The sequence below is a fragment of the Alterinioella sp. genome (assembly GCF_058343375.1).
Window position 1 is genome coordinate 16,895 of the sequence record NZ_JBTUJH010000092.1, and the last position, 13,403, is coordinate 30,297.

Genomic DNA, 13,403 nt, shown 5'->3' on the forward strand with positions numbered 1-13,403 from the left:
CGGAAGCGGTGTGGCGGGGCGTTGAATTGACGCCCCGCCAGTGATCTCGTCAGCGAATGATAAGATCATCGCCCAAGGTTGCAGTCAGCTGTGCCTGAAGCTCGGCAACGGCCTCTTCAGGGGTCTGAACACCGGTCCAGGAAGCTTCCAGACCGCGGAACATTGCTTCTGCGAAGGCACCGTATTGCACGTGGTTCGGCTGCGCATTCGCATAAGGAAGCAGAACCTCGGTGGCCTCGGCGGCCCAACGGTTGCTGGAATAAAGTTCGACGCCTTCCTGGGCGCGCGTTACCGCCAGATGGTTCGACTGAATCGCGTGCAAGGAGTTGATCCGGGGCTCGGTTGCGATCGAGATCAGCTGTGCTGCAATCTCTTCTGCGCGGTCATCCTCTTGATCCGGGATCAGATACACCAGCGGATGCGTGATGGTGTTTGCGCGGCCTTCATCATTGCCGGCAGGGATCAAGGAGAACTGGATCGTGCCCCAGAAATCATCGTTGCCTTCGGCTGCGTAGCGACCGAAGTGCCAGGTGCCACCATGCCAGAACGCGGCCCGGCCATTTGCAACCTCATTATACCATTGCCCCCAATCGGTGCCGAGATGGTTCTGACGGGTCACGCCTGCGGCCACCGCATCAACGAAGAACTGGTAAAACTCGGTCATCGCGGTGACATCCAGCACCAGTTGGCCGGTATCCGGATCCATCAATTCGCCACCAAAGGATTGATAGAACTGGGCATAGTCCGGCCCGTTGGATGGGCGCGGATAAAAGCCGTAGCCTTCCTCGACAATGCCCATTTCGACGGCGCGCGTCGCATCGGCAAGCACGTTGCGCAGCGTGTATTCGCCGCTGGCCACCATATTCGGCAAATCGTCAATCTGATCTTCGCTATAGCCAAGTTCGACCAGCACTTCGCGCCAGAAGAAGAACGGGCGCGATTCGGAATCTTGCGGCACGCCCCATTGGATACCGCCATAAGACGCGATTTCCATCAGGTTCGGGTAAACGTTGTTCAGCGGCCATGCGTCAAGATCGACATAGTCTTCGATCGGAACGATGTAGCCGGCCTGGCTCCAGGGGGCGATATCAAGATGCGACGTCACCACGATACTGGGCGCAGTGCCCGCCTCGGCGCTCAGTGTCACCGCCTGTTTGAATTCATCCCAGCCGGCAAAATCGCGGCGCCCTTCAACGGTGATGGACAGCTCCTCACCCATGATTGCGGCCTCGCGTTCCAGGATGTCGGCGGCCATCTCGATGGCCTCGATCCGGTAACTGTCGCTGTCGTTTGTGCCCCCGGCCCAAACAGTAATGGTGTATTCCTGGGCAAGCGCCGGACCAGCCATTAAGGCAAGCGTGGTGGCGATGGCTGTGCTTCGTTTGAGAAAGGTCATCGAAATCTCCAAAGAGCGGTTGAGACGAGTTGTTGGCGAACACCGCACACGTGTGCGGTGCTTCTGGATTCTTGTATCATCTTGATGGATTTGTTGAGTGATATTTTCATGACAAATGACAGAGCACCCAAATTGAACGCCATAACTATCTGATTTAATTCATTTATTGACAGAATAGAAATTCCAAAAAAACATTTTCCGCCCCGCGCCGAAACCTGGTTTCGGGTGCATATGCTCGATTCGTTCCGGCCGTGGAGACAGCCCCCCCATCCGTCCCTTCTCAGCACTATATGCAGCCGCCGGAAGCCGCCCCGGGGCCGTTCAGCGGGCAGTTTCCGAAACCGCTGGCACAATTTCCTGTCCAGGGGCCTCCTGGACTTGCGCCGGTAACCCCGTGGATCAATCCCGGCCAAAGCACAGTCGAGACATGATCAATTCTGCTGTTTCGCTGATGATCTGATCTGGTTTGTTATATTTGATGGCATTGATGAATACAGTTCCATCCATGACCTCTGCGAGATGCATGAACCCGCGCACCCATCACCGGCTTTTTTCGGCGCGCTGGTCAGGTTTGATCATCATGTGAAACATGCCGGCGCTGGTCACCCCGCCTGCCCGCCTGCCCCCGTCAGCCACCGCCGATCACATCTTCTCTGGCTCAGGGCCGGCGGGTTGGTAGGGCGCATCTGCGTTCTTGAACAACACATAGATGGCCGGGATCACCAGCACCGTCAGCAAGGTCGACGAGACCAGACCGAACAGCAGCGATATCGCCAGCCCCTGAAAGATCGGATCGGTCAGGATCACCGAAGCACCGATCATCGCGGCAATCGCGGTCAACAGAATCGGCTTGAACCGGATTGCGCCCGCGCGCAGCAGCGTTTCGCGCAACGGCTCGCCTTCGACTGCGCCATGGCGGATGAAATCGACCAGCAGGATGGAGTTTCGCACGATGATGCCCGCCAGCGCGATAAAGCCGATCATTGAGGTTGCGGTAAAGGCGGCGTTGAACAGCCAATGGCCAAAGACGATGCCGATGAAGGTCAGCGGTATTGGCGTCAGGATGACGAGCGGCACCCGGAAGGATCCGAACTGCGCCACGACCAGCACATAGATCGCCAGGATGGCCACAGCAAAGGCGGCCCCCATGTCGCGGAAGGTGACATAGGTAACCTCCCATTCCCCATCCCAGAGCAGCGTCGGGGCGGCGTCGCTTTCGGGTTGGCCATAGTAGCTGATCTCCGGGCGCGGAACATCCGCTGTCCAGGGCCGGTCATCCAGCGCCTCCTGCACGGCGATCATGCCGTAAATCGGGGCCTCGAATTCGCCCGCCAGCTCGGCCATCACCATCTCGGCAAAGCGACCATTGCGGCGGAAGATGGGATAGCTGCCATCCTCTTCGCTGACGGAAATCACATCCCCCAGCTCCACCACACCACGATCGCCCGGCAGCAGGTTGGCAGGCACCGGCGTGGAAGCCAGCCGTTCCGACCAGTTGAGATCCGCACGCGGCAGGGCGACGCGGATCTCGGTCGGGTCACGGCCCTGCCCGCGTTGCGAATAGCCCACCGGGATGCCGTCGAAAAGAACCCGGATCGTGTCATAGACATCGCGCTGGCGGACCCGGAAAAACTCCAGGCTGTCCTGGTCGATGGCCAGCCGCAGGCGCGGGCGTGGCACGCCGAAACTGTCCTCGATATCGACGATGAAGGGCACCGTGGCGAAGGCTTCGCGCACTTCGCGGGCGACGGCGCGCCGGGTTTCGGCGTCGGGGCCGTAAATTTCGGCCAGCAGCGTGGCCAGCACCGGGGGACCGGGCGGAACCTCTGCGATCCGGATGGAGCCGCCTTCGGGCAGGTCGATACCGGCCAGAAGTTCGCGCGCCTCAAGCGCAATCTCGTGAGAGCTGCGCTCGCGCTCGTCCCTTGGCAACAGGTTCACCTGAAGATCACCCAGCTCAGGGCGGTTGCGCAGATAGTAATGGCGCACCAGCCCGTTGAAGTTGAACGGGGCGGCGGTGCCGGCATTGAGCTGGATCGAGACCGCCTCGGGCAGGGCGGACAGACGTGCGCTGGCCGCTACCAAAACCCGCTCGGTGCGTTCCAGGCTGGTGCCCTCGGGCATATCGAGGATCACCTGGAATTCAGATTTATTATCAAATGGCAGCAGCTTTACTGTCACGGTGCGGTCGAAAAAGAAGGTCATGGACACCACAGTCATCGCCAGCACAACCACCAGAAAAAGCCCGGCGCGCCAGCGGCTGACGATGATCGGCGTGGCCACGCGGCGAAACATCCGGCCCAGTATGCCTTCGCTGTCATGGGAGTGGCCATTGCCGGCCTTGGCCTTGCCGCCACGCCCGGCAATGCGCAGCATCAGCCAAGGGGTCAGGATCACCGCGACGAAAAAGGAAAAGATCATGGCCGCCGAGGCATTGACCGGGATCGGGGCCATATAGGGGCCCATCAATCCCGATACGAACAGCATCGGCAGCAAGGCGGCCACCACGGTCAGGGTGGCCACGATGGTGGGGTTGCCGACCTCAGCCACGGCCTCGATCACCGCCTGGCTGCGGCTGCGCCCGTCATCCATGGCCCAGTGCCGGGCAATGTTTTCGATCACCACGATCGCGTCATCCACCAATATCCCGATCGAAAAGATCAAGGCGAACAGCGAAACCCGGTTGATGGTATAGCCCATCAGATTGGAGGCGAAAAGCGTCAGCAGGATGGTGGTGGGGATGACGATGGCCACCACGATGCCCTCGCGCCAGCCGATTACAAAGGTGATCAAAAGAACGATCGACACCGTCGCAAGGCCGAGATGAAAGAGCAGTTCATTGGCCTTTTCATCGGCGGATTCGCCATAATTGCGGGTGATTTCGACCGAAATATCCTCGGGGATCAGATCGCCGCGCAGCAGTTCCAGCCGCTCCAGCACGTGTTCCGCAACCAAAACGGCATTGGCACCTTCACGCTTGGCGATGGCCAGGGTGACGGCCGGAAGCCGGGTCCACTCGGTCTCGCCTTCCTCGCGGGTCAGGGTCCAGGTGCGCGCCTCGACCGGCGCGCCACCAATCACGATATCGGCAACATCACGGACATAGACCGGGCGGCCATCGCGGGTCGTCAGTTGCAGCAGGCCAATATCGGCGGTGCCACGCAGGGTCTGGCCGGCAATCACCGAAAGCGTGCGGTCCAGAGCGGTCACGCTGCCGGCCGGGAATGACTGGTTCGCCGCAGAGACGCGCTCGGCCAATTGTTGCAGGGTCACGCCATAAAGCGCCAGCCGTTCGGGATCGGGCTCGATCCGGATCTGGTCGGTTCGCCCGCCCACGATATAGGTCAGCCCGACATCCTCGACCGACATCAGCGTAGCGCGCAATTCCTCGGCCAGCGAATAAAGCGCGCGGTCGTCCCAATGTTCGCCCGCCTCAGCTGTCGGTGACAGCGTCAGTGCCAGAATGGCCACATCATTGATGCCGCGCCCGACGATCAGGGGCGGCGAGATCCCCTGCGGGATGCGGTCCATATTGGCCATGATCCGTTCATTCACGCGCAGGATGGCATCATCGGGATCGGTGCCGACGTCAAATCGCGCCGTCAGCATCACACGATCATCTTCGGTCTGGGAATAGACCTGATCGACAGCGTCGATCGAGCGCAGGATGGTCTCCAGCGGCTCGGTCACCAGTTCGATCGCATCGGCCGCGCGCAACCCGTCGGTGCGCAGCATCACATCGACCATCGGCACCGAGATCTGCGGTTCTTCCTCACGCGGGATGACGGCCAGCGCGATCAAGCCCACGGCCAGCGATGCAAGCAGCAGCAGCGGTGTCAGTGCGGAGTGGATGAAACTGCGGGTCAGATGCCCGGAAATACCGAGCTTCATGGCAGCACCAACATGTCGCCAGCCGAAAGCCCGGCCAGAATCTCGATGCCCTCAGCCGTCTCTTCGCCCAGCAAGACGACGATCTCACTGGGTCCGTGATCGGTGATCAGAATCACGAAATCATTGCCGAACCGGGTGGTGATATAATCCGGCGGGACAAGCAGAACCTCGCGCGTATCGACCGTCACATAGACCCGCACCCGTTCGCCGACAAAGAAACTGCCCAGCCCGTCGACCTCGGCATCGGCGATGACGCGGCCATTGACAATGCGCGGATAGACCTGGCGGATCTGGCCGATCGCGGCGACATCGCCGCCCAGAGCGGCGCCGCCCAATTCGATCTGGTCGCCCACCGATATGGTTCGGGCATGGCGTTCAGGCAGGTTCAGCCGCAGCATGTATTGATCGGACGCAATGACCGCGACAGGTTCACCGGGCAGCATGACGCTGCCCTGCGGGCTGAGCACCTCCAGCACCCGCCCGGCTGCCGGGGCAAGCACCTGGCCTTCGCGTTGCTGCTGCACCAGCACGTCGCGGGCCTGAACCGCCGAGGCCAGACGGCCTTCCAGAACCGCGACCCCTGTTTGGGCCTGATCCAGACGCGCCTGGGCGATGATGCCGCGCTCGAACAGGTCAAGGGCGCGCACCAGATCCTCGCGCGCCTGCGACAGCTCGGCCGCCAGCGCCTCGGCCTGCGATCCGGCCGAGGCGATTTGCGGCGCGATCTGTTCATTGACCACCAGCGCCAGCACATCGCCCGCCGCAACCATATCGCCCTCATCGACCAGCAGTTCGGCGACCGTGCCGCCGACCCGGGTTCGCGCCGTCAGCGTATCGACGCTTTCGACCGTGGCAAAAACCGCCTTGCGGTCGGCAATGAGGCTGGTGGTCACCTCGAATGTGGGCGCAGTCTGGGCCAGGGCCGGTCCGGCGAGAAGGAGGGAGAGCAAAAATATCTTATACATGGCGTGGCTTTCGACATCTGACTGACAGGTCGCATGGGCGGGACGCATGGGGATGCGTTAGTGACGTATGAATTAGGAAACACTAATTTAGCAACTACTGAATTAGTGTCAACCGAATTGATGTAATTCTACGTCGCAGACCCATGGTTCCGCAATGTCAAACCGGTGATGCAGGAATAATGGGTCCTGACCCTGGAAACGTGCCGCAAAGGTCACAGCGCTGCTCAAGCAGATGGCCAACACGCGCCGGTTGCTGATCCTGTGTCGGCTTGCCGCCGGCAAGGCCACCGTATCAGAGCTGTGCGCGGTCGCAGGCCTGTCGCAATCCGAGGTCTCGCAGCATCTTGCGAAAATGCGCAATGACGGGCTGGTCAAGGATGAGAAAGGCGGCCCTCAGATCCACTATTCGATCATTGATCCGCAATGTCTGGAGCGGCTGAATCAGCCGAGTGGTCGCGGTGATGCCGCGGCCGGTCATATGCGCCATAGGTAAAGGGCGCAATCAGACCGTTTGCCGGCCCCGACAGCCCGATAGCGATATGTTTCGTCGTCGCGTGGTCGGTCACCCGCCCAGGAAAGACCCCGGCCCCCTTTCCCTAAAATTGCCGTTTTCCTGTTGTTTCCTGCAATCAAGAGACAACCAGAGAAAGGCCGAGACATGGATAATCTGTTTCAGGGCCGCAGTGGTCGGCTGCTGTTTGTCCTGCTCTGCGCGGCGGCCTATCTGTTCGGCCTGTCGCCACATCTTCTGGCCTGGTTTACCACCGGTGCGCCGCCCGATGCGCTGGTCTGGAACATGACGCATTACCATGTCAGCTATGCCGATTTCGGCTTCATGCGGCGCGCCCTGATGGGAACTGTGATGGCCCCTGTGCTGGCCCCGTTTGTCGATGGCGGCAATGCGGAATATGCCATCATGTTGGGGCTCGATGCCGGGCTGGTGCTGGTCTTGATCCTGTGGGCAGCAAAGCTGTTCCTGCGATCGGGAACAGACACCGCCACCCCCGGCCAGGGCTGGATTCTGGCCGCCCTGATCCTGTCGCCTGTGGGCTTTGTGCAACTGGGGTTTGACGCGGCCCGGCTCGATCATGTGAATTTCGTGCTGGCAGCGGCGGCCATGGCGGCCGTGGCACGCGGCTGGCTTCTGCCTGCCGGTGCGGTGCTGCTGGCCACTGTTCTGATCCATGAGGCGGCGCTGTTTTACGCCGTTCCGGTCGTGGCCGCACAGGCCTGGATGCGCCGTTCGCGCGCCGCCGATCTGATCCTGACGGCCCTGCCTGCGCTGGCCGGCGCCGTCGCGTTGCTTGTTTGGGGCGGGGTCGAGGTTGATCTCAGCGCCGCCCTGCCCCCCGATGTGGCCCTTGCCGCCTCGGTCTGGAGCCGTGACCTGCTGGAGCCCGCGCGCGGGTTTCCACCGCTGCATTACCTGATTGTCGCCTATTTCGTGGCCATCCCGATCTTCCTGCTGCACAGCCATTACCGGCTGAACCGGGCCACGCATGATCTGCTGTTCCTTGCGCCGCTGGCAACCCTCGCCCTGTTCGCACTCGGGGTCGATTACGGGCGCTGGTCGCAAATCCTGTTCTTTTCGGTGCTTCTGATCATCGCCGCCGCGCCGTCGCTTGGTCGCGCCCGTGGCCTTGACCTTGATCCGCTGCCCGCGCGCGCCGTGATCATCGCGTGGCTGTTGCCGCTCGGACCAATAGGCATCGCGGTGCTTTTCCCGTTCATTCCCTGGATAATCTGATCGCCCGCCCGGCCTTCTTTGCGCGTCAAATATCCTGGGGGGAGGCGCCGCAAGGCGACGGGGGGCAACGCCCCCTTCAAGGCCGCCTTAAAGGCCGACAAACTACCCCGCCAGAACCACGCTCACACGCCGGTTCCGGCGGCCTTTCTTTTCGATCTTGCCGATCGTGATCTTGCCGATCTCGCCGGTCCGCGCGACATGGGTGCCGCCGCAGGGTTGCAGGTCGATCATGGCCTTTGCCGCACCGATCTGAACCAGCCGAACCCGCCCCGCGCCGGTCGGCGGCTTGACCGACATCGTCTTGACCAGACCGGGATTGGCGGCCAGTTCGGCGTCGCTGATCCAGCTATCCGTCACTGGCAGATCCCGGTCGATCAGCGCATTGATCCGGCCCTGAATGATCAGCTTGTCCTCGGGCGCGTCGGGCATGTCGAAATCCAGCCGGCCTTTTTCGGCCGAAATCGCACCGCCCGTCACTGGCAGCGGGATCACAACCGATAGCAGATGCAGCGCGGTGTGGATTTTCATATGTCCATGGCGGCGATCCCAATCCAGACGCTGTTCCACACGGGTGCCGACGGGCGGCAGTTTTTCGGCCTCGGCCGGCACCAGAACGACGCTCCCGCCCTGCCCCTTGACCGTGGTTGCCACGCGAATACGCCCGCCGGCCCAATCGAGCGTTCCGCTATCGCCCGGTTGGCCACCGCCCTGGGCATAGAACAGCGTGCCATCCAGCACGATACCGCCCTCCTCGGTGACCTGGGTAACCGTTCCCGGCGCGGTCTTGCGATAGGCATCGTGCAAAAACAACTGCTCTGTCACTCATTCTCTCCATCACTTGTTGGCCCGCCGGTGGCGCTGTCGCGGGCCACAGCCCCCGCAGCACCAATGCCCGACAGCGCCTCGGGATTGCGGAACCAGATATCGCGCTGCGCAAAGGGTATCTCGATCCCGGCCTCGCCAAACCGGCGCGCGATCTCGTGGTTCATGTCGCTTTTTACCGATAAAACCCAGTTCACATCGCGCAGGATGGCCCGGATCTCGAAATCGAGGCTGTCGGCCCCAAAGCCCTGAAACACGATGCTGGGCGGCGGTGTCAGCAGCACCATGGGATGGCTTTCGGCAATCTCGAGCAGGATCGCCTCGACCTGTCTGGTGTCGCTGCCATAGGCCACGCCCACCGGCACGATCACGCGGCCGGTGGCGTTGTGATGCGTCATGTTGGTGACCACGCCCGAGATCAGATCGGCATTCGGCACGATCACATCCGAGCGGTCGAAGGTCTCGATCCGGGTCGAGCGCACCGAGATTTCGCGCACATACCCGGCCGTGGTGCCGACCTGGATCCAGTCGCCTTCCTTGATCGGGCGCTCGATCAGCAAGATGATGCCCGACACAAAATTCGACACCACGGTTTGCAGGCCGAAACCGATGCCGACCGATAGCGCACCGGCGACAATCGCGATCGAGCTGAGATCGATGCCCACCATGGTGATGGCAATCAGCGCGGCCAGAAATATGCCGACATAGCCGGTGCCCGTGACCACAGCAGTGCGCCCGCCGGCATCCAGCCGGGTCTTGGGCAGCACCGAGTTGCGCAACGTGTTCTGCACCAGCCGCGTGATCGTATACCCGATGGCAAAGACCAGCGCGAAGGCCAGAAAATTGCGCGGGCTGATGGTAATACCGCCGATATCAAACCCATCAAACAGCTGCCGCCACAGATCCAGAAGCTGCGCCTGACGCATGCCCCAGATCAGCGCAAAGACCGGAATCGAGAACAACGACAGAACAAAGCCGATCAGCATCGGCGTCAGCGATTCCTCCTGGGTCTGGTCGCGCCCGGTCAGGATACCGTAGAAACTGGTCACCAGACGTTGCAAAACGCCCAGAACGGCCAGAAGCGCCAGCGTCAGCGCGGTCGGGAACAGAAAACTGGAACCGGCGGTGAAATATCCCACCCCGACCAGCACCGGCCCCGCCAGCCCCAGACCGATAACCGCGCGCCCCAGAAAGCCGAACACCCGCGCGCGCATCGGCACCATTGTTCCGGCGGCCATCTGATTGCGGATATGGATCAGCAGGAACCAACCGATCCGGGCCAGCAAGAACCCGGTCAGAATGACGATGGGAAACAGCACTACCAGCCGCTCCGAGGTCTCGAAAGCCTCGGTATTGGCAATCTGATCGACGAAATGGGTCAACCCCAATAACAGGCCCAGACCGCCGGCCGTCACCCGGCCACGGCGCAAAAGAAGCGGCGCAAGGTTCAGCGGCTGCGGTGCGGTTTCGCGGGCCGGAAACACCTGACGCCCCACCCACATTGCGGCAAAATAGAACATCGCCATGCGCGCAATGGCGTCCAGAACGATCGTTCCACGCGGTCCGACAAAGCTGCTGCTCAGCAGCGCCTCGACCAGGGCAAACACCCCCAGGATCGGGGCCAGATGCTGTATCAGCGACAGGAAAAACACCGAAAGATGCGCCTTGGGCGATGTCGCCTCGACCGCGACAAAGCCCGCCATCAGCCGCCCGACCCAGTGCCAGCCGCGCAATAGCAGCACCAGCCCGAGGATCAGGTAGATCAGCACAATGGGAAGGTTCTGGCCAAATTCGGCGCGATAGATCGGTGACGCCCAGAGCCGGGCGTTCTCATTGATCACCGCTTGCGCCCAACCATAGACGGCCTCGGCGGCACCGGGCCAGTTGGCCGGGTTGAGCGGCGCAGGTTCCAGCGTCAAAAGCGCGCCCGCCTGACGTTGCGACAACAGCGTGTCAATCTCACCGATCAGCCCGCGCGCGCGCTGCAATTCCGCCTCGGCACGGCGCCCCGGTGCCTCGGCCTCGGCCAGGCGTTGGGTCAGGTCGGCGCGTTGGAGCGAAATTTCGACGGGTTCGCTGGCCCCGTCCTCAGGGGGCGGGCCAAGCGCCTCGATCTGTGCGCGCAGGGTTTCGATCCGCGCGGCATTCAGCCCCGTGGCATCCTGAAACCGGCCCCGCCATTCGACCAGTTGCTGGCGCAGGGTCTCAAAGGCCGGGTCCGAGGCGCGTTCCGCGTCGATCACCAGTTCGGCCCGGTTGGCGGTCCCCATCCAGGCGTCGTAATCGGGGGCCGATATATCCTGCGCCAAGGCCGCAAACGCGCCTGACAGCAAAATCGCAAACGCGGCTAGGGTCTGGCGAAACGACAAGGGGTTACTCGAAAACTGAGGGCAGATCACGCGGCGTCGCGGTCAGCCACGTCGGCACCGGCAGGTCTTTTTCGCGCAGGAATTCCGCGTTGAAAAGCTTGGATTGATAGCGCGTGCCGTAATCGCACAGCACCGTCACGATGGTGTGGCCCGGCCCCATTTCCCGCGCCATGCGGACGGCACCCGCCATGTTGATGGCCGAGGACCCACCCAGGCACAGCCCCTCTTCGCGCAGCAGGTCAAAGACCAGCGGCAGCGCTTCGGCATCCGGGATCTTATAGGCCATATCGGGGGTGAAGCCTTCGAGATTTGCGGTAATGCGCCCCTGCCCGATGCCCTCGGTGATTGAATCGCCGCCCGCCTCACGCCCGGTATAGAGCTTGTAAAGGCCGGAGCCTTCGGGATCGGCCAGCGCCATTTTCACGCCCTTGGGCTGCAGGGCCACAGCGACACCTGCCAAAGTCCCACCCGACCCCACCGAACAGGTAAAGCCATCGACCTTGCCTTCGGTCTGTGCCCAGATCTCGGGCCCGGTGCCCTCGATATGCGCCTGCCGGTTGGCCACATTGTCGAACTGGTTGGCCCAGACCGCGCCATTGGGTTCGGATTTAGCCAGTTCCGCCGCCAGCCGCTGCGAATAATGCACGTAATTATTGGGGTTCTTGTAGGGGCAGGCCGGCACCTGCACCAGTTCCGCACCGGCCAGGCGGATCATGTCCTTTTTCTCCTGGCTTTGGGTTTCGGGGATCACGATCACCGTCTTGAACCCCATCGAGGCCCCGACCAGCGACAGCCCGATACCGGTATTGCCTGCCGTGCCCTCGACGATCGTGCCGCCCGGTTTCAACGCGCCGCGCGCCACCGCGTCATTGATGATATAAAGCGCTGCGCGATCCTTGACCGACTGACCCGGGTTCATGAATTCGGCCTTGCCCAGGATCTCGCAGCCGGTCGCGTCGCTGAGCCGGTTGAGCCGGATCAGCGGTGTGTTGCCCACCGTTGCGGCAAGGTCTGTCTTGATATCCATGGCCGGGTGCTCCGCTGGTAAATCCATTGCCCCGCACGAATAGGCCCGCGAGGGCGCAAACTCAAGCCGAATGCGCGCGCAACGCGTCGCGGTGACGGGCCAGCCATTGCACCGACAAGATCAGCGGCGCATTGGCCAGCTCGCCGCTATCGAGCATCGACAAAAGCGTCTCGAAGGGCACCAGAATGTTGCGGATATCCTCGCCTTCGTGATCCAGCCCGCCAGAGCGCCGACCGTCCGCATCCAGATCGGCGAGGCCCAGATAGGACACCAGAAATTGCGCCACGCCGCCGGGCGACGGGTAGTAGCCCGCGATATGGTGCAGCCCGGTCAGGTCGATATGCGCCTCCTCGCGGGCCTCGCGCCGGGCGGTTTGCTCATAGGTTTCGCCGGCATCGACAATGCCCGCGATCGGCTCCAGCAACCAGGGCTGCGGGTCGCCATGCGCATAAGGCCCCATACGCACCTGTTCGATCAGCATCACAAGGTCGCGCAGCGGATCATAGGGCAGCACGGTCACCGCGTCAGCGGCACGAAATATGGCGCGCAGGCCGGGCCTGGACCAGGTGCCGTCAAAGCGGCGAAACGCGGTCTGATATTCCTCGATGCCAAAGAATTTCTCATAGGGCCGGTCCAGCCGGTCAACCCGGATATCGGCGCGCGTCAGCGGGCTGGACAGCGTTGCGGGGCGCACCCGCGCCTGCGCCCGCACAAAGGACTGCGCCCGGGCCCGGATGATGCCAAAACGCTGCGCCACCGCAGCAGCAGTTTCGCGGCCATAGGCGCGCATGACCTCGGCCGCGGCCAGCAGCGTCAGCGCCCCCCAGGTCTGGGCCCAATCCTCCAGATCCCAATCCGCCCCCGGTTGCCAGGGCGCATCGGATGGAAAATACACCTGCGCCGGGGCCGGGCCGGTGCCCGTCTCGACGCTCAGATCGCGCAGATCATAGGCAAAGGCCCCTTCATAGAAGTTGAGCCGCGCCACATCTTCTTCGCCCAACCCTTGTGCCAATACGCCTGCGGCCCGCGCGCGCCTGTCAGCGATCAGCATCGGAAAACTTTCGCCTTCAGCCCAGACCGCGCGATAACCCGGCAATTCGGCGGGCAACAGCGCGATGTCGCGGCCAAGCACGCAGCGCAGCAAATCCGGGTAGCGCAGCGTTCCGTAGAAAAACAGATTTGTCAT

9 protein-coding genes and 1 pseudogene are annotated in these 13,403 nt (G+C 62.4%); 2 read left to right on the top strand and 8 right to left on the bottom strand.

What is annotated here, in order from left to right:
- Window positions 1-49: 49 nt before the first annotated feature.
- The 4 genes and pseudogenes from ACW8PS_RS13205 to ACW8PS_RS13220 form a co-directional block, all read right to left on the bottom strand.
- Window positions 50-1,396 (bottom strand): ABC transporter substrate-binding protein, encoded by a 1,347-nt coding sequence (locus ACW8PS_RS13205; RefSeq protein WP_491527945.1) that lies wholly within the window; start codon window positions 1,394-1,396, stop codon window positions 50-52.
- Window positions 1,397-1,662: 266 nt separating this feature from the next.
- Window positions 1,663-1,815, bottom strand: a pseudogene (locus tag ACW8PS_RS13210) (IS3 family transposase); the annotation flags it as partial.
- A 223-nt stretch (window positions 1,816-2,038) separates the two neighbouring features.
- Window positions 2,039-5,287, bottom strand: a complete 3,249-nt coding sequence (locus ACW8PS_RS13215) for an efflux RND transporter permease subunit (RefSeq protein ID WP_491527946.1) — start codon at window positions 5,285-5,287, stop codon at window positions 2,039-2,041.
- Entirely contained in the window at window positions 5,284-6,237 is a 954-nt protein-coding gene (locus ACW8PS_RS13220) for an efflux RND transporter periplasmic adaptor subunit (RefSeq protein WP_491527947.1), read from the bottom strand. The genes ACW8PS_RS13215 and ACW8PS_RS13220 overlap by 4 nt, the downstream gene beginning before the upstream one ends.
- 235 nt (window positions 6,238-6,472) lie before the next feature.
- Here ACW8PS_RS13220 and ACW8PS_RS13225 point away from each other — a divergent pair, with 235 nt between their 5' ends.
- Together ACW8PS_RS13225 and ACW8PS_RS13230 are read left to right on the top strand one after the other, a co-directional pair.
- Window positions 6,473-6,745 (top strand): ArsR/SmtB family transcription factor, encoded by a 273-nt coding sequence (locus tag ACW8PS_RS13225; RefSeq protein WP_491527983.1) that lies wholly within the window; start codon window positions 6,473-6,475, stop codon window positions 6,743-6,745.
- 165 nt (window positions 6,746-6,910) lie between these two features.
- Window positions 6,911-7,999: a hypothetical protein gene (locus ACW8PS_RS13230; protein WP_491527948.1), complete on the top strand. Its 1,089-nt coding sequence runs from the start codon at window positions 6,911-6,913 to the stop codon at window positions 7,997-7,999.
- 102 nt (window positions 8,000-8,101) lie between these two features.
- Here the strand turns inward: ACW8PS_RS13230 and ACW8PS_RS13235 are convergent, their stop codons facing one another.
- From ACW8PS_RS13235 to ACW8PS_RS13250, 4 genes are all read right to left on the bottom strand, one after another.
- Complete coding sequence (locus ACW8PS_RS13235) at window positions 8,102-8,821, bottom strand: alanyl-tRNA editing protein (RefSeq protein WP_491527950.1); 720 nt, start codon at window positions 8,819-8,821, stop codon at window positions 8,102-8,104.
- A complete protein-coding gene (locus ACW8PS_RS13240; RefSeq protein WP_491527951.1) occupies window positions 8,818-11,130 on the bottom strand; it encodes a DUF3772 domain-containing protein in 2,313 nt (770 codons plus the stop codon). Before ACW8PS_RS13240 ends, ACW8PS_RS13235 begins: the two co-directional genes overlap by 4 nt.
- A gap of 64 nt (window positions 11,131-11,194) precedes the next feature.
- Entirely contained in the window at window positions 11,195-12,217 is a 1,023-nt protein-coding gene (locus tag ACW8PS_RS13245) for a cysteine synthase A (protein ID WP_491527952.1), read from the bottom strand.
- A gap of 61 nt (window positions 12,218-12,278) precedes the next feature.
- Entirely contained in the window at window positions 12,279-13,403 is a 1,125-nt protein-coding gene (locus ACW8PS_RS13250; RefSeq protein WP_491527953.1) for an NUDIX domain-containing protein, read from the bottom strand.